The following is a 24,471-nucleotide window of genomic DNA, read 5'->3' on the forward strand; positions in this document are numbered from 1 at the left end:
CGCTGCCCGGTCAGGGTGACGGTCTCGATGAAGTCGCAGGCGAGCAGCGTTTCGGCTTGGTAGCGCAAACCGCCTCACGATCCTCGCACGGGCCGCCGGTCGGCGGCTCGGCCACCTGTCGTGCTCGGCGACCGCGCGACGGCGTGACCCGTCGGTGATTCCAGGCTCAGTGGAGCGTGGAGCGGCGGGTCGGGCAGAGGCGGAGGTGTTCGGTCCTCACCACCTCCTTGGGGACGTCCACTCGCAACGGTGACCGGGTGAGCCACACGAGCGCGTGCTCCTGCTCGCGGATCGGCAGGCGGGGGAAGTTGTTCGCGGCGTACTCGGTCCGTAGCACCGCCAAAGTGTCCTTCGTGCTGTCGGTGGGGTCAGGGAAAGGCCCGGACCAGTACCAGATGGTCGCGTGCAGGACCGTTTCGGAGCCGGCGGCGCCGCGGTCGAAGACCGGCACCGCGACGATCTCGCGCAGCAGCAGGACGTCGTCCGAGTCGAGCATCGTCGCGTTCGCCGCCGGCCCGTGCTCGGTCCATACCGGGCCGGAGTAGAAGGCCGTCAGGCCGGCCCGGCGCGAGGGCATGTCGGTGAATCCGCGCAGCCACACGAACTGGTCGGGCCGGTCGAGATCGCGGAACTGGCCCAGCACGGCCATCCCGAGCTCCTCCTGGGTCTCGACGAACTCGCGGTCGAACAGATCGATCAGTTCGTCGCGGCGCCCCTCGCGCAGGGTGTACCGGCGCAGCTCGACGATCATGCCAGGGTCCTTTCCAGAACGTCGGTGACGGTCCAGTGCGCGAGCGCCGTCCGGAACGCGTCGGTCGCCTCGTCGTACAGGCCGGTCAGCACCGGACGGATGCCGCGCCCGACCGGGCACGCCAGGTTGGGCTCGCAGTGGTGCAAGGCGAGCAGCGGCTCCGGCGAGACGGCGAGCCACACGTCCAGCAGCGTGATCTCTGCTGCCGGCCGCCCGAGGCAGAAGCCCGCGCCCTTACCGCGGCGCGCCGTCACCAGGCCGGCCCGCCGCAGGTCACCGAGGCTGCGCCGGACGACGACCGCGTTCGTGTTGACGCTTGCCGCCACCTCCTCGGAGGTGAGCACCCCTCGCCCTTGCCGCCTGGCCAGTTCCAGCCACGCCAAGGCGTGAGCTGCGATCGTCACCCTGCTGTTCGCCGCCACCGCGACAGCCTCGCCGACGCACCTCGTGAAAGCAACCGTTTCTGTTACATCTACGGCCCGGGCGCGTACAGACGTCGTAGGGGCGGGCGCCCGCCCTCACTGACCGGGGCGGCCCGCGGCCGTGTGACCGACGGCCCTCATGAGGTGACGTGCTGCAGGACCGGGACGATCCGGAAGTCGACGGTGGTGTGGTCGATGGTCGCGTGGACCGGGGAGCCGGCCATCTCGGTCATGATCCCTGAGGCACTGCGCCGGCCGTGCGCGGCGGAGTCCCACGCGACGATGTCGGTGATCGTGCCGTCGCCGTCTTCGGTGATGCGACGCCAGCGGAAGCCGGGCTGGCGCCGCAGGTAGTCGTTGATGTCGTCGTTGGCTCTGACGAAGTCGGCGCCGGTCAGGCCGGGCACGAGCCGGAAGGTCGTCATCTCGAGCGCTTCGCTCATGCTCGTACTCCTTGTCGAAAGTGCTCAGCCCTGCGCGGTGGAGCGGATGATGAGCTCGTTGACGTCGACGGTGCCGGGCTGGGCGATCGCGTAGGCGATGGCGTCGGCGACCGCGGAGGCGGGCATTCCCAGCTCCTCGGCCGCCGCGTGAGCCGCCGCCCGCACCTCGGGGTCACCCCCGCGGTCGGTGAGTTCCGAGTGGGTGTACCCCGGGCTCACCAGGGTCACCCGGACGTCCCGGCTTTCCTGGCGCAGCCCTTCGGTGAGGGCCCGGACGGCGTACTTGGTGGCGCAGTACAGCGCGGCCGTCGGGTCGACGCGGTAGGCGGCGGACGATCCGATGTTGATGATGTGGCCCTGGCCGCGGGCTCGCATGAGCGGCAGGGCGGCGGCGATGCCGTACATCGTGCCGCGCAGGTTCACGTCGATCATCTGCTCCCATTCGTCGATTCGCAGCGCGTCGAGCGTGGACAGGGCCATCACGCCGGCGTTGTTGACCAGCACGTCGATGTGGCCGTGCCGGTCGTGGACGTCCTCGACGAAGGCGCGCACGCTGTCCCGGCCGGTCACGTCGAGTTCCCGGTAGTCGGCCGCGGCGCCGGCGGAGCGCAGTTGCTCGACGAGCACGGCGAGGCGGTCAACGCGTCGGGCGCCGAGGACGACGTGGTGGCCGTCGGCGGCCAGGCGGCGGGCGGTCGCCTCGCCGATGCCGCTGCTCGCGCCGGTAATGAGGACAATCTTGGAGGGTGCGCTGGTCATTGCTGCTCCCGGGGCTCGGTCGTGGCTGCGGCGAAGCGCCGCGGGTGCAACGATCCGGCCGGTCGGAGGGCCGGAGAAGGCCGCGGCTTCCGGGGTCCACGGCACCCAGGAACGGCACGCCCCCGCCGGGCGGGTCCGCCGCCCGAGGCCGGCGACCTCGACCGGCGCGGCGGCGCAGCGGCCCAGCAGCTCGCGGGCGTCGCGATGGCCCCGCTTGACGAGCGTGCGCAGTCCGCGCCCGATCAGGCGCGTGGTGTTCTCGTCCGGCGCACCGAGCCAGCGCAGCGCCGTTTCGAGGGCGATGTCCGGATGCTGGCGGCTCAAGTCGTTGAGGTGCTCGGCGACCGAGCGGCGGACGTATTCGCTGTCGTCGCGATAGAGGGCGTCAAGGACGTGGAGGGTAGCCCGGGGCCGGGCCAGGATGCCGGCGACCCGTTCCGCCCCGGGCAGCAGCGGCCGGGTGCCTTCCGCGGCGAGGCGGCGTACGTCCTCGTCGGGTGAGGCGGTCCAGGTGCGGATGATGCCGAGGGCGCGGTCGAGGTCGTGGCCGAGCAGCGTGCGGAGGGCGAACTCGGAGGTGAGACGGCCGGTCAGCTCGGCGAGCAGGGCCATGGCGTCGTCGAACGCGTCCGTCCCTCCGAAGGCCACGGCCCTGGTGGCGACCGCGCTGGTCACCGGCCGGATCAGCCATCCGCGCAACGGAGGATGCCTGGCCCGCGCGGCCCGCCGGATCGTGCCGGCGAGGCTGGTGTACCCGCCGGGGAGGTCCGCCAGGAGGGCGTCCCTGAGCAGGTCGCTGCGCTCCGGCAGCCGGCGGTTCGCGAGGTTGCCGGCGGCGACGCAGAGCGCGGTGAGCGGCGTCCCCGGCGCGGCGGCCGCGATCGCCCGGATCAGCATTCTGGCGGTGTGCTCACCGATGAGGTCGTCGGCGAAGGGCATGGGAGTCTCCGGGTCGTGTCGTCGGACCGGCGCGCCGCCGGTCAGCCAATGCTGCGGACGCCAGCGGGCGGACGGCAGGACGCGGCTACCGGGGAGCACGGCACCCTGGCAGGCCGACGAACAGGCGCTTTAGGCTGGTCGACATGGCCGCTGCCGACAACCGGCTCGGGGAGTTCCTCCGGGCCCACCGCGCCCGCGTCGACCCCCGGGAGGTCGGGCTGCGCGGGGGCGGCGACCGCCGGGTGGCCGGGCTGCGCCGCGAGGAGATCGCGGTGCTGGCCGGTGTGAGCGTTGACTACTACGCCCGCCTCGAGCAGGGCCGGGAGCGTCACCCCTCCCCGCAGGTTCTCGACGCGATCGGACGGACCCTGCGCCTCGACCCGGACGCGCGCGGCCACCTCTTCCGCCTCGCCGGACTGAACCCCAGCCTGGGCCCGGACAACTCCCGGGATGGTGTCCACCCGGCCCTGCTGCGACTGCTGGACGCCTTTCCCGCCTCCGCCGCCTATGTGCTCAGCCCTGCGTTCGACGTCCTGGCCACCAACAGCGTCGCGGCGGCGCTGCTCTCCCCGTTCGCGGGCGCGACCAACATGGTCCGGGTGCTGTTCCAGCATCCACGGGCGCGCTCCGTCTTCCCCGAGTGGCCGACCCTGACCGAGAACGTCGTGCACGCCCTGCGGCTCAACGCCGGCCTGTTCCCCGACGACCCGGAGATCCAGGCCCTCGTGGCCGGCCTGCGGCACGACTCGCCGGAGTTCCGCCGCCTCTGGGCGGAGCACACGGTGCGCGGCCTGATCCGCATGTTCAAGGTCGTGCAGCACCCGGACGCCGGGCGGATCGAGCTGACCTACCAGACCTTCGACGTCCGCGACGCGCCCGGCCAGCAACTGCTGGTCGGCACGCCCGAGCCGGGCAGCCGCAGCGCTGAGGCTCTCGGCTACCTGGCGGCCGTCCACGCACCGGCCTGAGCGCCCACCCGGACACGGGCCCTGCCGTGGCGCAGGGCGCTCGCGCGGGCAGGTTCATCCGGTCGTGGTGAGCCGGCTGCGGTAGGCGCGCGGCGAGCGGCCGGTGGTCCGTTTGAACGCGACGCTGAGCGCACTCTCCGAGCCGTAGCCGACCGCGCGGGCGATCGTGGCGACGGTGTCGTCGCTGCGCCGGAGCCGGTCGGCGGCGAGCTCGATGCGCCACTCGGTGAGGTACTCCAGGGGGCCCTTGCCGACCACGTCCTTGAACCGAGCCGCCAGCGCCGACCGCGAGACGGCGACGACCCGGGCCAGCTCCGCCACGGTCCATGCGTGGGCCGGCCGGGCATGCATCGCTCGCAGTGCGGCGGCAACCGTCGGATCGGTCAGGCCGGCCAGCCAGCCGGTGCGGCGACCGGGGTCGCGGGCGAGATGCAGGCGCAGCATCCGCACCAGCATGACGATGGCGAGTCGCTCGGCGACGAGCGTGGCCCCCAGCGGCCTGCCCCGCAGCTCGGCGTCGAGCTCGTCCAGGGCCCACCGCACCGTGCCGGCCTCCGCCGCCCCGCCCGGCACGTGGATCACCGGCGGAAGGCTGTGCAGCAGCAGGGCCTGGGCCCGTTCGGTGAAGGTGAACGCGGCGCCGATGAGGAAGACCTCGTCGCCCTCGCCGGCGTGGGCCGGCCCGTCGCCGGCCGCCGCGAAGATCGGGTATGCCGGCTCGGCCGGCCGGCCGGGGTCGCTGGCGAGGGTGAACCCCAGGGGCCGGGTCAGCAGGAAGCAGTCGCCCTCGTCGAGGTGGACCGGATCTCCCACGCCGTCCACCCGCAGCCAGCAGGAGCCGCGCCGGACGGCGTTGAACTTGGACCCCGCCGGCGGGGGAAACCGGACCGCCCAGTCGCCACCGGCAACCAGCCCCGCCGACACCTCGCTCGTCGCGTCGAGCAGGGCCAGCACATCCTCCAACGGGTCCACCGCGACCTCCTCTGGACGGACGCGAAAGAGCGGCAGACGCTGAACCATGTGGGTCCGGGCCGCACGTTCCTACGGTTGCCATCATGACAGCCACTACACGTCTGACCACGCCGTTCGGCGCTCGGGCAACGGCCGCCGAGATCCTCGCCGGCGTCGACATCACCGGGCGCCGGATGATCGTCACCGGGGGTTCCTCCGGCATCGGCAGGGAGACCGTCCGCGCGCTGGCCGGCGCCGGCGCCGAGGTCACCGTCGCCACCCGCGATCCGGGTCAGGCCGCGGACCTGGTGAAGGAGTTCGCCGGGCCGGGCCCGGGCAGCGTCCGGGCAGCCGCCATCGACCTGGCCGACCTGTCGTCGGTCGACGCCTTCGTCGCAGCCTGGGAGGGACCGCTGCACGCGCTGGTCGCCAACGCCGGCGTCATGGCCGTGCCGACCCGCCGGCTCACCGCGCAAGGGTGGGAGCTACAACTCGCCACCAACTACCTCGGTCACTTCGCGCTCGCCCGCGGCCTGCGTGACAACCTCCGCGCCGCCGGTTCGGCCCGGGTGGTGGTGCTCAGCTCCGGGGCGCAGCTGCGCCGGGCGTTCGACTTCGACGACCCGCACTTCGAGCGCCAGCCGTACGAGCCTTGGCCGGCGTACTTTCAATCCAAGACCGCCGATGTCCTGCTCGTCGTCGGCATCGCCCGGCGCTGGGCCGCGGACGGGATCACCGCCAACGCCGCCAACCCCGGCTACATCATGACCAAACTGCAGCGGTACCTGGAGCACGACACCCTGCGCGCGTTCGGGGTGACGATCGACGAGGCGGGCAACCACACGGTGCCGGACTATTACAAGAGCCCCGCTCAGGGGGCGGGCACCTCCGTGCTGCTGGCGGCGTCGCCGCTGCTGGAGGGCGTCACCGGCGGCTACTTCGAGGGCAACCAGGAAGCGGCGATCGTGCCGGGCGGCCCGGACGCTCTCGCCGGGGTGGCGCAGCACGCCGTCGACCCGGCCGCCGCCGACCGGCTCTGGTCGTACGCCGAGCGGGTGCTGGCCTCCCGCTGAGCCGCAGGCCGGGTCACGGCCTCAACCATGATTCACCCACCGATAGCCGCAGGCCGGGGCGCGGCCTGAACCATGGTTCACCCGCCGATAGCCGGCTACCCCCGCCGGTGCGACAACGAACAGGAAGCCGTTGTCATGAGCGACGAGCGCAAGGTTCAGGAAATCCTGGCCCGCCACGTCCGCGCCACGGACCGGCGCGACGGCAAGACGCAGGGTGCCCTGTTCACCGACGACGCGGTCGTGCAGAGCTTCTGCAAGACCGGCGCCGACGCCTACGAGCCGGTCGCCCCACCGCTGATCGGCGGGGCGGCCGTGGGCTACGCGGTCGACAACTACATGACTGCCCACCCGCAGGGCGGTTCCAGCCACCACGTGACCGCCGACCACATCATCGAGGTCGACGGCGAGCACGCCCACATGAACGCCCAGTTCGTCGTCCTGCGAATTCAGGCCACCGCGCGCCCGGCCGGCGGCTGGCCGGGCGGTGCCTTCGGTGCCCAGGGCAGCGTGCAGCCGATCGAGTCCGGGTACTACGACACCGACCTGCGCCGGATAGACGGTGAGGGGAGGATCGTGGGTCACCGCATCCTGCTGGACATGCCGTACGTCATCCCAGGAGTGTGACGACGGCGGCGTGTACCGCCGATGACGTCCCGGTGCATACTGGATCAGGCAATCTGCCGCTGGGGTGATCATGACGAGTCGGTCTCGTGGAACGCCGGTGCGCCGCATCGGCATCCTCGTCCACGACAACGTCACGATGCTCGACGTGGCCGGACCGGCGGATGTGTTCGGTCACGCCAACGCCTTCGGGGCGAACTATCGGACCGTGCTGATCTCGGTGGACGGCTGTGACGCGACGGCGTCGAACGGGCTCGGCCTGCGAGCCGGCGTGGCCTTCGCAGACGCGGGCCCGCTCGACACCGTGATCGTCCCCGGCGCCTACGGCATGGTGGACCGGCCACTGCCCGCGTCCCTGGTCGACGCCGTCGCGACGCTCACGGCGAGCGCGCGGCGTACGACCTCGGTCTGTACGGGCTCGTTCCTGCTGGCACAGGTCGGTCTGCTCGACGGCCGCAACGCCACCACGCACTGGGGCCAGACGCAGCGGTTCCGTGCCGCATACCCGCGGGTCAAGGTCCAGGACGACGTGCTGTTCGTGCGGGACGGCTCGATCATCACGGCCGCCGGCCTCGGATCCGGCATGGATCTCGCGCTCACCTTGGTGGAGGACGACCACGGACCGGCCATGGCCCGCGACGTCGCGCGCCAGATGCTGATCTTCATGCAGCGGCCGGGCGGACTGTCACAGTTCTCCGCCCGGTCCCGGGCGTCAGTGCCGGCAGACCGGACACTGCGCGTCCTGCTCGACACCATCGCCGCCGACCCCGCGGCCCGGTATTCGCTCGCCGAGATGGCCCGCGTCGCGAGCGTCAGCACCCGCCAGCTCGCCCGGCTGTTCCACGAAGAGCTCCGCACGACCCCCACGCGCTACGTCGAGAGCGTCCGCATCGAAGCCGCGCAGGCCTTCCTGCAGCACGGGCACACCGTCGCCATGGCGGCCAAGCTCAGCGGTTTCGGCAGCGCCGAGACGTTGCGGCGGGTCTTCGTGGCCCGGCTGGGCGTCAGCCCCTCCGGCTACGCCGGACGACTGCGGCGGACGTGACGGCCCGACACCGGTGACCCCGCTTGGGGGACACCGCAGCGGGCAGGATCCGTGGGCTCCACGGCAGGCGGCGCACTTACCGCAGCACCCGGGTCGGCACACGCTTGGGATGCGCTGCGCCAGCAGCGACCTGAGCGAGGAACGAGCGATCACCGAGGGGGATCCATGAATGTCGCACCCAGCCACCCGGGCGACCGCCCGATGATGCACGCGCTGGTCGTGGATGAGGTCGGTGCCGACTTCACCCTGCGCAGGATCGCCCGGCCCGCGCCGGCCGAAGGCGAGGTCGTCGTCCGGATCGTGGCCAGTGGCGTCAATCCGCTCGACATCAAGATCCGGGCCGGCACGGCGGCACACGCCCGCGTCACCTTCCCCGCCGTGCTCGGCATCGACCTGGCCGGCGTCGTCACCGAGATCGGCGCCGGCGTGACCGGCTTCGACATCGGCGACGAGGTCTACGGCATGGCCGGAGGGATCGGCGACCGGCAGGGCTCCCTGGCCGAGTACTCCGCCGTCGACGCCGACCTGCTCGCACCGAAGCCCGCCCGGCTGAGCATGGCCGAAGCTGCGGCCTTGCCGCTGGCGGTCATCACGGCCTGGGAGGGCCTCGTCGACCGTGCGAACGTCCACGACCGGCAACTGGTCCTGGTCCACGGCGGCGCGGGCGGCGTTGGGCACGTCGCCATCCAGATCGCCCTGGCCCGCGGCGCCACCGTCTTCGCCACCGGCACCGGTGCGAGCCTCGACGTCATCCGCCGCCTCGGCGCCGAACCGATCGACTACCGCGCCACGAGCGTGGCGGACTACGTCGCGGCGGCCACCGGCGGCCGGGGATTCGACGTCATCTTCGACACCGTCGGGGGGCGCACGCTCGACGATTCCTTCGCCGCCGTCCGGCACTACACCGGGCACGTGGTCAGCGTCCTCGGCTGGGGCTCGCACAGCCTGGCACCGCTGAGCTTCCGCGGCGCCACCTACTCCGGCGTCTTCACGCTGATACCGATCCTCACCGGCACCGGGCGGGCACACCACGGCGAGATCCTGGGCGAGGCGGCCCGCCTGGTCGACACCGGAAAGCTCACCCCCATCCTCGATCCCGGCACCTACGACATGAGCACCGTCGCCCTCGCCCACCAGGCGGTAGAGAGCGGAACGGCCCGGGGCAAAGTCGTCGTCGACATCGGCACCGCGCACTGACCAGTTCCGATGGAAGCCGTGGCGTGTGGATGCGGCTGCTGGATCAAGGGCATGCCGTGCAGTAGGTCGTCGGTCGTCGGGAATGAGCTGGGCGATGGCAGCCGATGATGTCCGGGCTGATCTCGCGACCTCTTCTGGCCGTAGCCGTCGGGTTCACTGGTCGCCGGTCAAGTGTGCCGGCGCTTGCCGGCGATCATGTCGACGAGGGTGTCGGTGAGGTCTTCGGCGGAGACGCCGCCCCACTTGGGGTCGGTGAGCTGGCCGCTGGCCGCCAGGCCGGCGATCCCGTTCGCGCTGCTGATGAGCAGGGCTGCGTATCGGCGGGCGTCCTGCTCGCCGACCAGGTCGGCGACGACGGTCAGGAACTCGGTTTGGCTGCGCTGGGCGGCACGGGCGAGTGCCGTGGGGTCGCCGGGTGGGTTGCTGAACATGAGCTGGTAAAGGTGTCGCTGCCGCGGACGCCGGGGACAGCTAACCCGGACGATCTCGGACAGGGGATGGGTGGGCCGACCGGATCCGGAGGGCGCCGCCGTCCTGAACAACCTGGTTGCGCGGCTGCGCCTGCGGAAGGCGTGGGCGGGTGACCCGTTCTACACGCTGATCACCAGGCGGGTCAGCGAGGTCAGTGACTGGCCCGGCACGTACAGCGTGAGCTTGTTCGCGGAGGACATCATCGGCATCCTGCACCAACTGGGCACCGGCGCGCAGGAAGGGGCCTGGCGTGCCGACGGTTTGCGGCACCAGGCACTCTGAGGGTCGTGGGCGACACCTACATCCGTTTGATCCCGACCGATCCGGGCCGGCAGCCTGAGCCTGCGACAGCGGTGTCCGTCGCGGCTCATGTGGCAAGCCTGCTGTCAGGGCGGGCGACGCTGTCGAGCGGGTGGAAGTCACGTTCTATGGCCGGGTAACCCTGATCGACGCCGGCATGCGGTTCGAGATCAGTGCGGCGAATCCCACTCGAGCTCAGGACGAACTCGACGCGGACGAACTCGCACACGTGGCTGATCTCCCCGGCCACCCACTCGCGCAGGTCATCGCGCACGACTGATGTACGCCGGTTCGCGATCGCATCCGTTGCACGCATGCACGGATCCGCCGCGGTGAGCGCGGTTGTTGCGGGCTGCGAGTGCTCCACTGGCGAGTTGCAGCGTGGGTCGAAGGCATCGCGAGCGACGTGGTACGGAGTCCGATCTGTATCAGGTAAAGTGCCCGGGCGTGAAGATCCGCACCGCGCTCATCGCCGGCAGCGCCGTCCTGGCCCTGCTCGTCCTGCCGGGCTGCGGCGGGCGCAACGTCGGGGTCATCCAAGGCTTCATCTTGCTCAGCAGCGAGTCCTCGCCGCTGAGTGGCGAGCGTGGCATCCCCGGCACGGTGACGGTCAGCCGCGACGGCAAGGATCTGGACCACAAGACGCTGGTGCTGCGGGGCCGCTACACGTTCAAGCTGTCGCCCGGCAAGTACCACCTGACGGCCAAGACTGCGCAGGCCGGCACCAGCTGTGTGGCCGAGGACATCAACCTCGACGGCGGCGAAACCCGCGAGGTCATCATGCATTGCTACACCAAGTAGGCCAACAGCGCTGCACGAGGTCGGGAGGGCCACCCACCCCGCCGGGCTACCGGAGGAAAGCGGGACGCCATCGGGCCAGAGACCCCCGACCGGCGGTCGGGTGGTCGTGGCTGTCCCTTCGGATGCCCGGATGCTCACCGCGACACTGTTCCTGAGTGGCGCAGCCGGGCCGTAGGATGCCGCGCTGTGCGCTTCTGCGCCACCGTCTTCCTGCCGCCGACGCCCCCGGCAGATGTCGAGGCTGCCGTCGCCGCGGCGCTCGCCCCGTACAACCGCGACGACTACACCCACGGCCCCTTCGACCCCTCGGCGACCTGGGACCATTGGCGGCCGGCCGGCGATGCGGCCGCGTTCCCCGCTGCTGCCGCGTGGCCTCGGCCGCCTGCGCCCCGGGCGGCGACGAGTCGCCTACGCGGCCCCCAAGGCGGCGATCGACTTCGCGGCGGTGCAGGACCGTGCCGTGCGGCACGCGGCCGGCGAGTTCGACGCGTGGGCCGCTCTGACCGCGGCCCACCCCGGCACCCGCCCCTTGTCGGACTTCGACGGCCAGGGCGACTGGCTGGCTCAGCCTGCGGTCCAGGCGGTCGCCACCGCGGCAGCGACCCAGCGCCACCCGTACTTCACGTTCCAGTTCCTGCTCGCCGATCCGGTCGTCACCCTCGCCGACGGCCGCGACGCCCATCTGGCCCAGGCTGCCGCCCACGCCCTGTCCACCTACGTCTGCATCACCCTGACCGGCGACTGGCTGAGCGAGGAGACCGGCGACCGCGGTGCCGACGAGCACGCTCTGGCGCTGAGCTCCTACCTCGAATCGGTCGCACCTGACACGCTCGTGGTCCGGGTGCGCTGTCACGCGCGAGCGGGGAAGACGCGCCCGGGCAAATGACCGGCACGTGCGCGCGAGGACCTCTGCGACAGACCCTCGGACGCGCCACCCTTGATCACCTGCGCGGACATACCGCTGATCTCGCGCCGTCGGGTCGTCGCAGCGAGCGACGCGCCCCACCGGCACCGTCGCTTGCTGCTTTGTGGATGAACGTGGCTGAAGTCCGAGATCTATTCTTTGGCGGTTCGAGCGGCTGCGAGTGGCTGCGAGTACTCACGGGGAGGGCCTGTGTCGGTGTGGGCGGGCGTACGGCAGCGGGTTGAGGCGTTACGGGCGCGTAGCGCGGACGGGCGGGTCTTCGGGGCATCCGCACACGGTTTCGTGCTGGAGCCGGCCCTGACCATGGATGAGCTTGCCGACCTGGAGGCGTACCTCGGCGTGGTGCTGCCGGAGGAGTACCGCTCGTTTCTCACCGAGGTCGGTGCGGGTGGTGCGGGTCCGACGTACGGTGTCTTCCCGGTCCGCCGCGAGCCGGCAGGCACCTGGCGCTGGCACGGCGACGGCGCGGACCTGACGAGGGTGCCGCTGCTCGCGACGCCGTTTCCGGTGCGGCGGATCAGTTCGGTCGTGCTCGCCGAGCTGCAGCAGAGCTGCCCCGATGAGGTGGACTTCGACGATGAGGTGGCGTTCGACGCCGCGATGCAGGCGTACGAGGAGCGCGTCGAGGCGCTGCTGTGGGACGACGCGTTGACGGCCGGCGCGATCTGTCTCGAGCATCTCGGTTGCGCTCAGCGCACGTGGCTCGTGGTGAGCGGGCCCGCTCGAGGGCAGATGTGGGATGACCCGCGGTCCGACGAGCTCGACCTGCGCCCGGTGCTCGGTCCGGGCGGGTCGACACCGGTGACGTTCGGGGCGTGGTACCTGCGGTGGCTCGATGCCGCCGAACGTGCCACAGGCTGACCGACACTCAATCGTCATGATCGAGTCGGGGGCGCCACGGCAGCCCGGGTCTCCCACGTTGTCCGATCCCGCGATCCGTGCGCTGGGGGAAGGGGCGGTTCAGCGGCGTGATGGCCCGGCGGCTGGCTGAACCGCGGTCGCGGAGCCGGGCCCACCGTCCGCTCTGGCCTGTGGAAGTTTCGTATCGATCGGCGCCTGTCCCTCGCAGGCATCGACACATGGCGATTGAGTGTTGACGCGGTGGCAGGGCCGTTCCTAGGGTTCGGGTCAGCCGGCCTGAGGTGCTGTCGACCTCGGCGGACGCCGGTTCTCAGTCCTGCGTCGGAAGGATGAGCGTCATGGCTGTCTCCGGGCGCTCCGCGGCCCTGGCCATCATCGGGGGTGCGGCGAGCACGGCCGCGCTCGCGCTGCTGATGACACCGGCGATGGCCGGTGGCGCGCCGCCGCAGTCCGCCGCCCCGGCGGCCGCTCTGACGGGCTCGTGCGGCGCCACCGCGCACATGGACTCGCAATGGTACGGCGGCGAGATCGTCACCGTCACGATCACCAACACGTCGGCGGCGGCCGCGACGAAGTGGGCCGCGACCTGGACGCTCGCGACCGGCCAGCAGGTCGTGTCGGCGTGGAACGCCACCGTCACCACGACCGGCGGCATCACCACCGCGGCCAACGCGTCCTACAACGGCGCGCTGGCGCCCGGCGCGTCGACGACCTTCGGCATGCAGCTGTCCGGCCCGGCCGTGGCTCCCACGCCCAGCTGCACCAACAACGCCCCCGGCACGTCCACCGACGCCGACGTCACGCTCACCGAGGCCGACACCGGCCGCACCCTCACGCTGCAGGTCGGGCAGACCGTCGCCGTGCACCTCGGATCGCAGTACCTGCCGCCCACGGCGGGCGGCACCAACCTCGTGCAGCTCTCGTCGGCCGGTGGCTACCCGAGCGGCCAGCCGGTCGCCGCCCTGTACCGCGCGGTGGTGCCAGGCCCGGTCGACATCACCACCCACACGGACGCCGCCTGCCTGCACGACCCGCTGCCGTGCGCCATCCCGATCGCGCTGTGGCAGGTGCACATCAACGTGGCCGACGTGCCGTCCACCGGCCAGACCGTCACCCTCACCCAGATCGACAACACCCGCCTTCTGAGCCTGCACGTCGGCGACCTGCTCGTGGTGCAACTGCCCAGCATGTACCGGCCGCTGGAGCTGTCCAACCACGGCCTGCTGCTCCTGCGCGACACCACTGGTGGCTACCCCACCGGCCAGCCGCTTACCGCCCGCTACACAGCCGCGATCCAGGGCCGGACCGACTTGGGAACGGTCACCGACAGCGCCTGCATGCACCAGCCCACCCCGTGCCCGACACCGGCGGTCGCGTGGACCGTCCACCTCACGGTCACCGCCTGAGCCTGCCGGGACATCTGGTCCAGCCGGTAGACCAGCGCGGTCACGGTGAGGTGGCGGCCTCGGCGAACCGAACCCTTCGTCGCTGCCGACCCGCACGAATCCGGTACGCTCCAGCACCCTCAGGAGCACGATGTTGTCGACGAGCGCGCTGCCGTGGATCGGCCGCACCTCCACCTCGTCGACCAGCGCGGCGAGGGTCACGGTGGTCACCCTGGCCCCCACCAGTCGCTGGGGCTCCAGTAGGTGACCTCGGTCTCGCCGCCGTGCGACGGGAACGCCGCCAACCTCGCCGGTTGCGCTACCACCCGGGGCGGGCGAGCCGGGTTGGGGTTATGGCGCGGACAGTTGCGCGACGATCGCGCCCGCGTCGAGCCAGACGTTCTCCCGGCTGATCGCGTCGCCGCGGAACTCGAACACGTGCAGCATGCGGAACATGACGGGTCGATCGCCGCCCGGTGCGCCCGCGAACCCGTGCGGGAAGCGTCCGCGGGCGTTGTGCTCGATGACGCAGAAGTCGTCGCCGTACAGCGTGCGTACCGTGGCCATCTCCTCGTTCACGAACGCCGCCATCAGCTGGTCGTAGAAGTTCTTCGCGGCCGCCTGGCCCGCGACCGGACCAGTGGGCCAGCCGACGACGTCGTGCTCGACATCGTCGGTGTACACCGCCACCGCTCCCGCCGGGTCGTTGGCCATCTCGGCGGTGAGGTGCTGCTCGATCAGGCGGTCCATGTCTGAACGTGACGCCATGAGGATCTCCAAGGTAGTACGGTATACAGTACTAAAAAAGTACTGTCGAACGTACTACACTGTCAAGCATCATGAGTCCTACCGAGAACGAGCCACAGGTCGGCGCGCTGCTTCGGATCGCGTGGGAGGCGCTGCAGGCCGAGCTCTACCACGAGCTGCGGGCCGCGGGCTTCGACGACCTTCGTGAGGTCCACCGCCCGATGCTGCGCTACCCGCCCATCGACGGCATGCGCCCGACCGACCTCGCCGCCCGCGTAAAGCTCAGCAAGCAGGCGACCAATGACCTGATCCGTGAGCTGGAGGGCATGGGCTACATCCGGTTGGAGCGCGATCAGGACGACGGCCGGGCGCGGATCATCCGCTACACCGAACGCGGCTGGCGGATGTACCGGGCCGGCAGCGATATCAGCCGCGCCATCGGTCAGCGGTGGGCCGCGAAGATCGGCAAGCGTCAGTACGAGCAGTTCCACGCGACGCTGCGCGCCATCGTCGACCTCACCGCCCAACCCTAGGCAGGTGGCGCGACCGCCGCGACCGATTGTGGTGCAGCGGTTCCGAAGTGTCGCACAACTCTGACAGACCGGGACCGCTACACCGAGATCGGCGGGAAACGGGGCTCAGCTCGCCAGCGCGAACCGCTCCGCGTGGATCTGCAGCGGCGGCACCTTGAGCTGGCGCAGGCTCTTCAGCACCGCGTCGGTCATCGCTGGCGGGCCACAGACGAACACGTCCCGCTCCAGGATGTCCGGAACGAGGCGTACCAGGTGCTCCGGGGCGAACGGGAGGTTCGGCGGATTGCCCGCGCCGGTGCGGCCCGAGAGCACGTGCACCTGCGCGCCCTTCATCCGCGCGAGCTGCTCCATCTCCGCGAGCAGCACCGCGTCGGCAGCGCTCTGCACGCGGTACAACACGGCAATCGGCCCGGAAAGCTCCTCCAGCAGCGACCGGATCGGTGTGACCCCGACCCCGCCGGCGATCAGCACCGTGCCTTCGCGGGTCTTGTGGATGCTGGTGAAGGCGCCGTACGGGCCCTCGGCGAAGACCCGCGTCCCGACCGGCACGTCGCGCAGCCCGGCACTGGTCTCGCCGACGGCCTTCGCGGTGAGGCGCAGCGCGTTGTGACCGGGCGCGGCAGACAGCGAGAACGGGTTGGCCTTCCACCAGCTGTTGTACCCGACGAACCGCCAGATGAAGAACTGCCCGGCGCGTGCACCGAGCTTGTCGAGATCCTTGCCGGTCACATGGATGGAGACGACGTTCTCCGCCTCGGGCACGACCGCGGCGACCCGCAGCCGCATCCTGGCATTGCGGCGCAGCGGGACGATGATCCGGCCGACGATCAGGGAGAGGCCGGCGAAGGCCCAGAGGCTCCACCAGTACACGGCGGACACGGTGGTGGCGGTGAACGTGGAGGCCTCGTACGTCTGGTGGATCAGCGCCAGCACGATCGCCACATAGAGCAGCACGTGCACGGCGTGCCAGGTCTCGTAGGAGAGCTTGCGGCGGGCGAGGCGCACGGAGACGCCGGCAGCGACCGCGATGATGCCGACGGCGATGAAGCCGATCATGGTCGGGCCCATGCCGATGAGGTTTGACGCCTGCTTCAGGAAGGTGCTGTCGTACGCCTGCGCGTAACCGAGCATCACGAACGTGGGGTGCAGCAGCACCAGCCAGAACAGCGAGAAGCCGGTCCACCGGTGCCAGGAGGTCAGCCGGTCCATGCCGAGCCGGCGGTCGAGCCACGGCAGCCGGGCGATGAGCACCAGCTGCAGCAGCATGGCGAGGGCCGCGTGCAGGCCGAGGAACTTCCCGGTCGCGTGCAGCGCGTTCTTCGCCGGGGCGGTGGCGAAGAAGAGCACCTCGATGATGATCAGATTGAGGATCACCGCCCCCCACAACGCCGCCATGGCCCGCACCCGCGGATGTGCGAGGGCGGAGCCGCCGCCGCTCCTGGTCGCGACCGGTCCTGTCACGCTCTGATCCGCAGCCGTCACGGCGTTCTCCCCTTGTGTCCACGATGCGCAGACGATGCCTTCGTACAGGTACGCATGCAGGGCGGGGTCGGTTCAATCAGGCGAACGGGGGGTCGGGCGGCGCAGGGCTCACGCCGGCTAGATTGCCCAGATCGCTAGCGGCCGAGCACCGGCAGTACCACCGCGACCGGCCAGGCAACGGTCAGGGCGCCGGCCGGGATCGTCTGCCACCATGGTCGGCCCGCCGCCGCGTACACCGCGAGGTGCAGGACGATCAGCACCATGATCAGCGGTGAGATCAGGGCCAGGAAGCCTGGTGCGGCCCCGATCAACGACGCCACCGGCATCGGCAGGCACAGGGCGAGCACCGCACCGGAGTCCCACGGCGTCGGCAGCAGCGCGTGCGCCCCGGCGAGCAGGGCCCCGACGGCCAGTGCGAGCACGGCGATGACCCACCAGTCCGGCCCGTGCGGCACGACGTCCGTCAGTCCGACGTGGACGGGAAGCACCACGACGGCGAGGGTGACAACCGCAAGGAGCGCCGCGCCGCCGACGGACGTGAGGGCCGGCCGAGCGGGGCGGGGCGGACGGCGGATGAGCAGCGCCGCAACGGCGAGCGCAGACCCGCACCCAGCCAGGTAGCCGGTCAGGTAGCCGGTCACCGTGTTCGGCAGCGCGTAGGTCAGGGCCACCCCCGCCAGCTCACCCAGGACCGGCGCCACCAGCACAGCCCCGAGACGCAGACCCAGCCGATCCCGGTCCAGCGGTGCCCGGGCGGTTGCGGTCCGCCGCAGCAGCAGCGTGCCGACGACGGTCAGCAGCCCGCCGAGCAGGGTCAGCCCGCCCGGGATCAGCCGGCCCTTGGCCGCGATGACGGACCGCTCGGGCGAATGGTTGAGGACGCGGTCCAGCCACCGGGCGGTCTCGTGGTGGGTGCGGTCGGCGAAGAGCACGCCGATGTGCTCGACCAGCGGCACCGCGACCACCCGGTCGGCGCCCGTGGCTCGCTCGGACACGCCGATCCCGGCGGGCTCGAACGCGCCGTAGATCCCAAGCAGGTGCCGCGGGCCGGGCCGTACAGCCGCCGACGCGTCGTCGCCGATGGAGATCGCCACAGTAGCCGCGATCGTCTGATCGGCGGCCCCGACGCGCACCACGGCGGCCGCGCCCATCGAGTGCCCGACCAGCGCGACCCGGGCCGGGTCGGCATCCGGGAGAGCGCGCACGAAGCGCACCACCGCGGCCAGTTCGCGGTCAAGGGCCTGCTCCGTAAGGCGCTCCGGGTTGGCGCCGTGGCCGGCGAGGTCGGGCAGCGCAACCAGGTAGCCCCGCCGGGCCAGTGTGTCGGCGAACGGCCGCATGAGGCGTCCCGAACCGGCGTACCCGTGCGCAACCACCACCACCGGCCGCGCAGCACCGTGCGCGTCATCCACCGGACGAAACAGTTGCAGCGGCACCGGCCCGACGCGCGCCGATTCGATACGCAGCCCGCGATCCGCCATCGCGAACCCGATCACGCCGGCCGCAACGAGTACGAGACCGAGCGCCAGTGTCAGGCGCGCCCTCAGCATGCGCTCGTTGTACCAGGTTCGGGCGCGTCGCGGTGTACGCCGACACCCGTGCGGCGCGCGGGCAGTTCGGCCGCCGAATGTGGCCAAGGCCGACGATGCCATCGGACCGCGACGCCGCGAACGGGGTCGACCGTGGCTGGTCACGGACCGTCAACGGCCCGCCGGGGCCGACGCTTCCTGCTCGTGGCGTCGGCCGGCGGCGGTGCGTCATGCAGCATGGACGCCGTGGGCCGAGGGAAGGCGCGCCGCGTTGCTCGTCGCTCCCGGAGGCGTACGGCGGCCGTGAGCGTCAGCTCAACGGGCCGGTGTCGAGGTCGAAGATGCGCACCGCTGACCACAGGGTGCCGCACTCGTCGCGGAATGCGTCGTGCACCGGATCGGTCTGGTAGGCGTCATGGGCGGCCTGGTCGGGAAATCTGAGCACCATGCCGTACGAGTAGGCGCGGTCGATGACGGCCCGGTCGGTGTCGGCGGGCGGGCCGAAGCTGCCGTCGGTGACCGACCGGATGGTCAGCAGGGAACGGACGCCGGCGAGGAACCTGTCGTGCTCGGCCGGCGTGAGGTCGGACCGGAGCGAGAAGTACACGGAGTGGATGAACACGTCGGCACGCTACAACACACACCGCCAGCCGCAGGCCGTGAACGCCGCTGAACCCGCCGGAGCCAGCGGTGCCGCAGGTCGAGTCGCCCCACGAGGCGGCGACCTCGGTCGACCGGCGGCACCGGGGCGCGGCGGGGTGTCAGCCGACCATGCCGGCGATGTTGCCGGCGAAGACCGCGACGACGCCGAGGATCGCCACCACGAGGCCGATGATGCCGAAGGCCCGGGCCGCCCCGGACTGTGGATGGGCGCCGCGGCTCAGGCCGCCGAGCCACGCCGCCGTCGCGCCGAAGACGGCCGGGGCGCCGGACCAGAAGAGCGGGACGCTGATCAGGGCGAGGGCGCCGAGGACGATCGCGGCGACGCGGGCCCGGCCGGGGTGGCGGGCGGTGGGCAGGGCAGCCGGCAGGCATGGTGGGGACAGCCCTACCATGAAGATCAAGGCCGGCCGTGTGCCCCGGTCGGCGGCGCTCGACCACGCTGAGATCCATGCGAAACACGGTGGCCGTCGAGCTGATCGACGTGACGAAGACGTACCCGGGCGCCGGGGTCCGGGCCCTCGACGGGGTGTCGGTGGCGTTCCGCGCCGGCACGTTCAACGCGGTGATGGGGCCGTCCGGCTCCGGCAAGTCCACGCTGCTGCAGTGCGCGGCGGGGCTCGACCGGGCCGACTCCGGGCGGGTGCTGCTCGCCGGTGCGGAGATCGGGCAGCTGCGGGAGCCGAAGCTCACCGAGGCCCGGCGGAAGCTGGTCGGGTTCGTCTTCCAGTCGTACAACCTGATCGACTCCCTGTCCGTCTGGCACAACGTGCTGCTGCCCCAGCGGCTCGCCGGGGCGCGACCGGACCGGGCGTGGGCGCGGGAGGTCGTGCGCCGGGTCGGCCTCGCCGGGCGGGAGGACGACCGCCCCGCCCAGCTCTCCGGCGGGCAGCGGCAGCGGGTGGCCCTCGCCCGGGCGCTCGCCGCCCGCCCCGAGGTGATCTTCGCCGACGAACCGACGGGCGCGCTGGACCTGACGACCGGTCGGGAGGTGCTCGACCTGCTGCGCGAGGCGGTCGACGGCCTGCGCACCACGATCGTCATGGTCACCCACGACCCGGCGGCGGCGGCTCGGGCCGACCGGGTGGTGTTCCTCGCCGACGGCCGGATCGTGACCGAACTGGCGAGCCCGTCGGCGGCACAGGTCGCCGCCCAGATGACCGCCGTCACCGACCGCACGGCCGCGACCATGACCGGGAGCGCCCGATGATGCGCCTCGCGATCGCCACCCTGCGCCGGCACCGCGGCGCATACGCCGGCACGTTCGTCGCCGCGCTCCTCGCCGTGGCGCTGCTGGCCGGCGGTGGGCTGCTGCTGTACTCCGTGCTCACCGCGAAGCCACCGGCGGACCGGTTCGCCGCGACCTCCGCGGTCGTGGCGGGGGAGCGGGAGATCAGCCTGGAGACGGTGACCACCAAGCACAAGAAGGAAGGCAAGACCAAGGTCAAGCGCAAGGTCAAGACCGAGCGGCTGACCGGCGCCGGCACCCTGCCCGCCGACCTCGCCGGCCGGCTCGCCGCCGTGCCGGGGGTCACCGGAGCCGTCGCCGACTACGCGTTCCCGGTGCAGGCGACGACCACGGACGGCCGGGCGCTGCGCGGCGCCGACGACGCGCCCGTCGTCGGGCACGGCTGGGCGTCGGCGACGCTCACCCCGTACACGCTGCGCGACGGCCAGCAGCCGGGCCCCGGCACCGCCGTGATCGACGCCGACCTCGCGGCGCGCGGCCACCTCACGATCGGTGCCGGGCTGCTGGTCACCACGCGGACCGGGACGCGCACGGTCCGGGTCGGCGGCATCGCGGCACCCGCCGGCCGGGACGGGCTGCCCGCCCAGGGCGCGCTGTTCCTCGCCGACGCCGACGTCGCCGCCGTGTCCGGGCTGCCGGGGCCGACCGCCGTCGGGATCTTCGGCGCCGCCGACCTGGCGCAGGTGCGCGCCGCCGCCGGTGCCGCCGACGTCCTCACCGGCGCCGACCGGGTCCGCGGCGATCTGCCCGGCGCGCTGCCGGACTACATCGGCCCGATCTCGATCTTCGGGTTCGTCATCGGCATCACCGCGTTCGCGGCCGTCTTCGTCCTCACCGGCACCGTCACGCTCAGCGTCCGGCAACGGCTGCGCGAACTGGCGCTGCTGCGGGCGATCGGCGCCACCCCGAGGCAGCTGCGCCGCATCCTCGGCCTGGAGAACGTCGTCCTCGCCGCCGTCGCCGGGCTGCTGGCCGCGCCGCTCGGCGTGCTCTTCGCCGAGGTCGTCGCCGCCCGGTTCCAGTCCCTCGGCGCGGTGCCGGCCCAGTTCGAGGTCCGCGCCAACGTGCCGGTGCTGCTGCTCGCGGCCGCCGCCGGGATCCTGGTGACGTTCGGCGCGGCGCGGATCGCCGGGCGGCGGGCGGTGCGGATCGCGCCGACCCAAGCCCTGGTGGAGACGGCGACCGCACCCACCGGCGGCCTCACCGTGCGTCTGCTCACCGCGCTGGTCACGACGGCGGGCGCGGTCGCGGTGCTCACCTTCGTCCCGCTGGACGGGCCGTTCGGCATGGGGATGAGCTTCATCTCCACCGCGCTGCTGCTGTGCGCGGTCGCCGCCGTCGGCCCGCTGCTCGTCCGGCTGCTGACCACGGTCGTCGCCCGGCCGTTCGGGCTGGCCGGGCTCGTCGCCCGCGCCGAGTACCGCCGGATCTCCGCCGTCGCCGTCCCGCTCGTGCTCATGTTCGCGATCAACACCGTCATGCTGCTCAACGGCGCACTGTCGACCCGGCTGGCCGGGCAGGAGCAGGTGGCCCGCCAGGCGCCCGCCACGGCCCAGGTCGTCGGTGCCGGCGGGCTGCCGCTGAGCACGGTGCGCCGCCTCACCGAGCTGCCCGGCGTCACCGGCGCGGCCGCGCAGCTGCCGACCCGGGTGATCGTCGCGCAGGGCGGCAAACCCGAGGACTACCAGGCCCAGGGCATCCTCGTCACCGGCACCGACGCCGCCCTCGACCTCGGGGTCATCGCCGGCGGGCTCACCACCGACGGGTTCGGGGCAAGTTCCGCCCTGGTTCGGCAGTACGGCTGGAGGATCGGCGACATCGTCCCGCTCTGGCTTGCCGACGGCCAGCAGCAGCGGTTGCGCCTGTCCATGGTGTACGGGCGGGCACGTGGCTTCGGTGACCTGGTGATCCCCGCCGACCTCGTCGCGGCCCACGACCCGCGAGGGCTGGTGCGCACGGTCGGCCTGCGGTACACGCAAGGCACCGACGAACGCATCCGCGCCGAGTTCCCCGGGCTGCGGCTCACCCCGACGCTCGACGCCGCGCCGCCCGGCGACGCGTCGAACCAGCAGGGCGCCTGGGAGCTCATGGTCGTCATCTCCCTCGGGTTCACCGCGATCGGCGTCGTCAACACGTTCGCGATCGCCGCCACCGCCCGCCGGCGCGAATACGCCGACCTGCGGCTCATCGGGGCGACCACCCCGCAGCTGCACCGGCTCGCCGGCGCCGAGGCGGTCGTCACCGTCCTCGTCGGGCTGCTGCTCGGCGCGGCCGTGACCGGCGTCGTGGTCGGGGCGTTCAGCGTCGCCCAGGACGGCGTCCTGCGGGTGTTCGTCGAGCCGGTCACGTACGCGGCGATGGCCGGCGGTGTCGCCGCCCTCGGGCTGATCGCCGGGTTCCTGCCGACGCGGCTCATGCTGCGGCGGCGGGCGCTGGCGAGCCGGGTCTGACCCCGTACCATCTGCAACGATGCGCAAGATCATGGGTTCGGTGCGGCCGCTGGCGTACCTGGCGACCGCGCCGATCGCCGGGGTGGTCGGGTTCGTCTGGAGCCTCGCCGCCACGGTGGTCGTCACGGTGCTCGCCGTCACGCAGCTCGGCGGGCCCGCGTTCCTCGGCGCGGCCTGGGTCACCCGGGCGCTGGCGTCCGTGGAGCGGCGCCGGGCCGGGTGGGTGCTCGGCGCACCGATCGCGGCGCCGTACGTGCCGGCGACCGGTGCCGCCGGGGTTGACGGGTGGCCCGCCACGTGGCGCTCGCGGGTCGCCGGTGTCGCGGCCCAGCCGGCCACCTGGCGGGATCTGGCCTGGCTGGTCGTGCTGTTCCCGCTCGGCCTGGCCGGTGGCGTCGCCGGCCTGGTCGTGGCGATCGTCGACCTCGCCTCGATCGTCGCGCCGCTGTGGGCGTGGGCGGTGCCGAACCCGCACGCACCGTGGCCGATGAAGCCGCTCATGACCACCGTCCCGGGGCGGTTCGGGCTCACCGTGCTCGGCCTGGCGCTGCTTCCCGTCGCCGCCTGGTTCGTCCGTACCGCCGCGACCGCCCTCGCCCGGCTGGCCAGGGCCCTGCTCGCACCGGGCGAACACCGCCGGCTCGTCGAGCAGGCGTCCCGCCTCGCCGAGACCCGCCGTCGGGTCGTCGACGCCCAGGCCGCCGAGCTGCGCCGCATCGAACGCGACCTGCACGACGGCGCGCAGGCCCGCATCGTCGCCGCCGGCATCACACTCGCCCTGGCCGCCCGCAAGCTGCGCACCGACGGCGACGCCGCACCCGACGTCGCCCTGGCCCGCCGCCAGCTCGACGACGCCCTCGCCGAGCTGCGCCGCCTCGTGCGCGGCATCCACCCGCCGATCCTCACCGACCGCGGCCTGCACGCCGCGGTCGCCGCCCTCGCCGGCGACAGCCCGTTCCCGGTCACGCTGGATGGTGTTTCGAGCGGCGAGCGGTACCCGGCCGCCGTCGAGTCCGCCGCCTACTTCGTCGTCGCCGAAGGCCTCACCAACGCCGCCAAACACGCATCGGCGTCGACCGGGGCCGTCGACGTCCGCCGTACCGGCGACACCGTGCACGTCACCGTCACCGACGACGGCCGCGGCGGCGCCGACCCCAACGGCACCGGCATCGACGGCCTGCGCCGCCGCGTCGAGGCCCTCGACGGCACCCTCACCCTGTCCAGCCCGCCCGGCGGGCCCACCGTCCTGCACGCGGAGCTGCCATGCGCATCGTGATCGCCGAAGACCTGCTCCTGCTCCGCGACGGCATGATCCGCCTGCTGACCGACACCGGCCACACGGTCGTCGCCGCCGTGGACACCGCCGACGCCCTCGTCGCCGCCGTCGCAGCGCACCAGCCGGACCTGTCGATCGTCGACGTCCGCCTGCCACCAGGCTTCCGCGACGAAGGCCTCCGCGCCGCCCTGCGGCTGCGCGCCGCCGACCCGTCCACGAAGGTCCTCATCGTGTCGCAGTACGTCGAACGCGCCTACGCCGCCGACCTGCTCGCCGACGGCCGCGGCGGCGTCGGGTACCTGCTCAAGGACCGCGTCACCGACCTGGACGAGTTCCTCGACGCGGTCGACCGCGTCGCCGCCGGCGGCACCGCCCTGGACCCCGAGGTCGTCCGGCAGCTCTTCACCCGCAACGCCCGCAACCACGGCGTGGAAGGCCTCACCCCCCGCGAGCGCGAGGTCCTGCACCTCATGGCCCAGGGCCTGTCGAACACCGCCATCTGCACGACGTTGGTCCTGGCCCCCGCCTCGGTCGAGAAGCACATCACGAACATCTTCGCCAAACTCGACCTCCCCCCGGACGACGACGCCCACCGCCGCGTCCGCGCCGTCCTCACCTACCTCAACAGCTGAC

The 24,471-nt window shown here is 72.4% G+C and carries 27 protein-coding genes; 16 read left to right on the forward strand and 11 right to left on the reverse strand.

The features are described from left to right. Positions 1 to 166: 166 nt before the first annotated feature. The 4 genes from OP18_RS20880 to OP18_RS60715 form a co-directional block, all read right to left on the reverse strand. Positions 167 to 751, reverse strand: coding sequence for an NIPSNAP family protein (locus OP18_RS20880; protein ID WP_033360667.1), 585 nt, complete (start codon positions 749 to 751; stop codon positions 167 to 169). Further along, positions 748 to 1,155: an Rrf2 family transcriptional regulator gene (locus OP18_RS20885; RefSeq protein ID WP_245635474.1), complete on the reverse strand. Its 408-nt coding sequence runs from the start codon at positions 1,153 to 1,155 to the stop codon at positions 748 to 750. The genes OP18_RS20880 and OP18_RS20885 overlap by 4 nt, the downstream gene beginning before the upstream one ends. 155 nt (positions 1,156 to 1,310) lie before the next feature. Beyond that, entirely contained in the window at positions 1,311 to 1,616 is a 306-nt protein-coding gene (locus OP18_RS20890) for a hypothetical protein (protein ID WP_033360669.1), read from the reverse strand. 24 nt (positions 1,617 to 1,640) lie between these two features. Further along, entirely contained in the window at positions 1,641 to 3,314 is a 1,674-nt protein-coding gene (locus OP18_RS60715) for an SDR family NAD(P)-dependent oxidoreductase (protein WP_245635475.1), read from the reverse strand. Between the two features lie 143 nt (positions 3,315 to 3,457). Here OP18_RS60715 and OP18_RS20905 point away from each other — a divergent pair, with 143 nt between their 5' ends. Next, positions 3,458 to 4,282, forward strand: coding sequence for a helix-turn-helix transcriptional regulator (locus OP18_RS20905; RefSeq protein ID WP_033360670.1), 825 nt, complete (start codon positions 3,458 to 3,460; stop codon positions 4,280 to 4,282). Between the two features lie 54 nt (positions 4,283 to 4,336). Here OP18_RS20905 and OP18_RS20910 read toward each other — a convergent pair whose 3' ends face one another. Beyond that, positions 4,337 to 5,254 (reverse strand): AraC family transcriptional regulator, encoded by a 918-nt coding sequence (locus OP18_RS20910; protein ID WP_033360671.1) that lies wholly within the window; start codon positions 5,252 to 5,254, stop codon positions 4,337 to 4,339. 83 nt (positions 5,255 to 5,337) lie between these two features. Between OP18_RS20910 and OP18_RS20915 the strand changes: the two genes are divergently transcribed. From OP18_RS20915 to OP18_RS20930, 4 genes are all read left to right on the forward strand, one after another. After that, positions 5,338 to 6,306: an SDR family NAD(P)-dependent oxidoreductase gene (locus tag OP18_RS20915; RefSeq protein WP_033360672.1), complete on the forward strand. Its 969-nt coding sequence runs from the start codon at positions 5,338 to 5,340 to the stop codon at positions 6,304 to 6,306. 135 nt (positions 6,307 to 6,441) lie between these two features. Next, on the forward strand, positions 6,442 to 6,930 hold the full coding sequence (locus OP18_RS20920; RefSeq protein WP_033360673.1) for a nuclear transport factor 2 family protein: 489 nt from the start codon (positions 6,442 to 6,444) through the stop codon (positions 6,928 to 6,930). Positions 6,931 to 7,027: 97 nt separating this feature from the next. After that, positions 7,028 to 7,972 carry a GlxA family transcriptional regulator gene (locus tag OP18_RS20925; RefSeq protein WP_245635476.1) on the forward strand — a complete coding sequence of 315 codons (945 nt, stop codon included), beginning with the start codon at positions 7,028 to 7,030 and terminating at the stop codon, positions 7,970 to 7,972. 165 nt (positions 7,973 to 8,137) lie between these two features. After that, positions 8,138 to 9,169 carry a zinc-dependent alcohol dehydrogenase family protein gene (locus OP18_RS20930; RefSeq protein ID WP_211273618.1) on the forward strand — a complete coding sequence of 344 codons (1,032 nt, stop codon included), beginning with the start codon at positions 8,138 to 8,140 and terminating at the stop codon, positions 9,167 to 9,169. Between the two features lie 167 nt (positions 9,170 to 9,336). Here OP18_RS20930 and OP18_RS20935 read toward each other — a convergent pair whose 3' ends face one another. Continuing rightward, positions 9,337 to 9,711: a TetR-like C-terminal domain-containing protein gene (locus OP18_RS20935; protein ID WP_279327185.1), complete on the reverse strand. Its 375-nt coding sequence runs from the start codon at positions 9,709 to 9,711 to the stop codon at positions 9,337 to 9,339. On the opposite strand from OP18_RS20935, the gene OP18_RS58665 reads away from it, so the two are divergent. The 6 genes from OP18_RS58665 to OP18_RS20960 all read left to right on the forward strand — a co-directional run bounded on the left by OP18_RS58665 (position 9,671) and on the right by OP18_RS20960 (position 13,933). Next, entirely contained in the window at positions 9,671 to 9,922 is a 252-nt protein-coding gene (locus tag OP18_RS58665; protein ID WP_162189814.1) for a hypothetical protein, read from the forward strand. The two genes, OP18_RS20935 and OP18_RS58665, sit on opposite strands and share 41 nt — an antisense overlap. A 130-nt stretch (positions 9,923 to 10,052) precedes the next feature. After that, a complete protein-coding gene (locus tag OP18_RS57360; protein ID WP_156089667.1) occupies positions 10,053 to 10,220 on the forward strand; it encodes a hypothetical protein in 168 nt (55 codons plus the stop codon). A gap of 167 nt (positions 10,221 to 10,387) precedes the next feature. After that, positions 10,388 to 10,741, forward strand: a complete 354-nt coding sequence (locus OP18_RS20945) for a hypothetical protein (protein ID WP_033360675.1) — start codon at positions 10,388 to 10,390, stop codon at positions 10,739 to 10,741. 340 nt (positions 10,742 to 11,081) lie between these two features. Next, entirely contained in the window at positions 11,082 to 11,627 is a 546-nt protein-coding gene (locus OP18_RS20950) for a hypothetical protein (RefSeq protein WP_033360676.1), read from the forward strand. Between the two features lie 342 nt (positions 11,628 to 11,969). Further along, on the forward strand, positions 11,970 to 12,527 hold the full coding sequence (locus OP18_RS20955) for an SMI1/KNR4 family protein (RefSeq protein WP_211273620.1): 558 nt from the start codon (positions 11,970 to 11,972) through the stop codon (positions 12,525 to 12,527). Positions 12,528 to 12,865: 338 nt separating this feature from the next. Further along, on the forward strand, positions 12,866 to 13,933 hold the full coding sequence (locus tag OP18_RS20960) for a cellulose binding domain-containing protein (protein ID WP_033360677.1): 1,068 nt from the start codon (positions 12,866 to 12,868) through the stop codon (positions 13,931 to 13,933). 330 nt (positions 13,934 to 14,263) lie between these two features. On the opposite strand, the gene OP18_RS20965 is transcribed toward OP18_RS20960, so the two are convergent. Further along, the gene (locus OP18_RS20965; protein ID WP_052387053.1) at positions 14,264 to 14,662 is read right to left on the reverse strand and encodes a nuclear transport factor 2 family protein; all 399 of its coding nucleotides are present in this window, start codon (positions 14,660 to 14,662) and stop codon (positions 14,264 to 14,266) included. 89 nt (positions 14,663 to 14,751) lie between these two features. Between OP18_RS20965 and OP18_RS20970 the strand changes: the two genes are divergently transcribed. Continuing rightward, the gene (locus OP18_RS20970) at positions 14,752 to 15,192 is read left to right on the forward strand and encodes a MarR family winged helix-turn-helix transcriptional regulator (RefSeq protein ID WP_033360678.1); all 441 of its coding nucleotides are present in this window, start codon (positions 14,752 to 14,754) and stop codon (positions 15,190 to 15,192) included. A 105-nt stretch (positions 15,193 to 15,297) separates the two neighbouring features. Here OP18_RS20970 and OP18_RS20975 read toward each other — a convergent pair whose 3' ends face one another. From OP18_RS20975 to OP18_RS20990, 4 genes are all read right to left on the reverse strand, one after another. Further along, complete coding sequence (locus OP18_RS20975; RefSeq protein WP_033360679.1) at positions 15,298 to 16,653, reverse strand: ferredoxin reductase family protein; 1,356 nt, start codon at positions 16,651 to 16,653, stop codon at positions 15,298 to 15,300. A gap of 155 nt (positions 16,654 to 16,808) precedes the next feature. Further along, positions 16,809 to 18,368: a dienelactone hydrolase family protein gene (locus OP18_RS52800; RefSeq protein WP_156089668.1), complete on the reverse strand. Its 1,560-nt coding sequence runs from the start codon at positions 18,366 to 18,368 to the stop codon at positions 16,809 to 16,811. Between the two features lie 145 nt (positions 18,369 to 18,513). Continuing rightward, entirely contained in the window at positions 18,514 to 18,825 is a 312-nt protein-coding gene (locus OP18_RS20985; RefSeq protein WP_033360680.1) for a Dabb family protein, read from the reverse strand. Positions 18,826 to 18,964: 139 nt separating this feature from the next. Beyond that, the gene (locus OP18_RS20990) at positions 18,965 to 19,267 is read right to left on the reverse strand and encodes a hypothetical protein (protein ID WP_156089669.1); all 303 of its coding nucleotides are present in this window, start codon (positions 19,265 to 19,267) and stop codon (positions 18,965 to 18,967) included. 47 nt (positions 19,268 to 19,314) lie between these two features. On the opposite strand from OP18_RS20990, the gene OP18_RS20995 reads away from it, so the two are divergent. From OP18_RS20995 to OP18_RS21010, 4 genes are read left to right on the forward strand one after another with little or no spacing between them, the layout of a single operon-like run. Beyond that, the gene (locus OP18_RS20995; RefSeq protein WP_052387055.1) at positions 19,315 to 20,073 is read left to right on the forward strand and encodes an ABC transporter ATP-binding protein; all 759 of its coding nucleotides are present in this window, start codon (positions 19,315 to 19,317) and stop codon (positions 20,071 to 20,073) included. Further along, positions 20,070 to 22,562, forward strand: coding sequence for an ABC transporter permease (locus OP18_RS21000; protein WP_033360682.1), 2,493 nt, complete (start codon positions 20,070 to 20,072; stop codon positions 22,560 to 22,562). The genes OP18_RS20995 and OP18_RS21000 overlap by 4 nt, the downstream gene beginning before the upstream one ends. 19 nt (positions 22,563 to 22,581) lie before the next feature. Next, the gene (locus OP18_RS21005; RefSeq protein ID WP_245635477.1) at positions 22,582 to 23,838 is read left to right on the forward strand and encodes a sensor histidine kinase; all 1,257 of its coding nucleotides are present in this window, start codon (positions 22,582 to 22,584) and stop codon (positions 23,836 to 23,838) included. After that, complete coding sequence (locus OP18_RS21010) at positions 23,826 to 24,470, forward strand: response regulator transcription factor (RefSeq protein WP_033360684.1); 645 nt, start codon at positions 23,826 to 23,828, stop codon at positions 24,468 to 24,470. The genes OP18_RS21005 and OP18_RS21010 overlap by 13 nt, the downstream gene beginning before the upstream one ends. Position 24,471: the final 1 nt, after the last annotated feature.

The organism is Dactylosporangium aurantiacum (assembly GCF_000716715.1).
In the GTDB taxonomy this organism is placed as follows: Bacteria; Actinomycetota; Actinomycetes; order Mycobacteriales; family Micromonosporaceae; genus Dactylosporangium; species Dactylosporangium aurantiacum.

What these genes read in the sequence shown, in the direction of transcription:
- OP18_RS20880 (WP_033360667.1), bottom strand. Translation starts at nt 751, where the DNA reads ATGATCGTCGAGCTGCGCCGGTACACCCTGCGCGAGGGGCGCCGCGAC.
- OP18_RS20890 (WP_033360669.1), bottom strand. Translation starts at nt 1,616, where the DNA reads ATGAGCGAAGCGCTCGAGATGACGACCTTCCGGCTCGTGCCCGGCCTG.
- OP18_RS60715 (WP_245635475.1), bottom strand. Translation starts at nt 3,314, where the DNA reads ATGCCCTTCGCCGACGACCTCATCGGTGAGCACACCGCCAGAATGCTG.
- OP18_RS20905 (WP_033360670.1), top strand. Translation starts at nt 3,458, where the DNA reads ATGGCCGCTGCCGACAACCGGCTCGGGGAGTTCCTCCGGGCCCACCGC.
- OP18_RS20915 (WP_033360672.1), top strand. Translation starts at nt 5,338, where the DNA reads ATGACAGCCACTACACGTCTGACCACGCCGTTCGGCGCTCGGGCAACG.
- OP18_RS20920 (WP_033360673.1), top strand. Translation starts at nt 6,442, where the DNA reads ATGAGCGACGAGCGCAAGGTTCAGGAAATCCTGGCCCGCCACGTCCGC.
- OP18_RS20930 (WP_211273618.1), top strand. Translation starts at nt 8,138, where the DNA reads ATGAATGTCGCACCCAGCCACCCGGGCGACCGCCCGATGATGCACGCG.
- OP18_RS20950 (WP_033360676.1), top strand. Translation starts at nt 11,082, where the DNA reads ATGCGGCCGCGTTCCCCGCTGCTGCCGCGTGGCCTCGGCCGCCTGCGC.
- OP18_RS20955 (WP_211273620.1), top strand. Translation starts at nt 11,970, where the DNA reads ATGGATGAGCTTGCCGACCTGGAGGCGTACCTCGGCGTGGTGCTGCCG.
- OP18_RS20960 (WP_033360677.1), top strand. Translation starts at nt 12,866, where the DNA reads ATGGCTGTCTCCGGGCGCTCCGCGGCCCTGGCCATCATCGGGGGTGCG.
- OP18_RS20965 (WP_052387053.1), bottom strand. Translation starts at nt 14,662, where the DNA reads ATGGACCGCCTGATCGAGCAGCACCTCACCGCCGAGATGGCCAACGAC.
- OP18_RS20970 (WP_033360678.1), top strand. Translation starts at nt 14,752, where the DNA reads ATGAGTCCTACCGAGAACGAGCCACAGGTCGGCGCGCTGCTTCGGATC.
- OP18_RS20995 (WP_052387055.1), top strand. Translation starts at nt 19,315, where the DNA reads ATGCGAAACACGGTGGCCGTCGAGCTGATCGACGTGACGAAGACGTAC.
- OP18_RS21000 (WP_033360682.1), top strand. Translation starts at nt 20,070, where the DNA reads ATGATGCGCCTCGCGATCGCCACCCTGCGCCGGCACCGCGGCGCATAC.
- OP18_RS21005 (WP_245635477.1), top strand. Translation starts at nt 22,582, where the DNA reads ATGCGCAAGATCATGGGTTCGGTGCGGCCGCTGGCGTACCTGGCGACC.
- OP18_RS21010 (WP_033360684.1), top strand. Translation starts at nt 23,826, where the DNA reads ATGCGCATCGTGATCGCCGAAGACCTGCTCCTGCTCCGCGACGGCATG.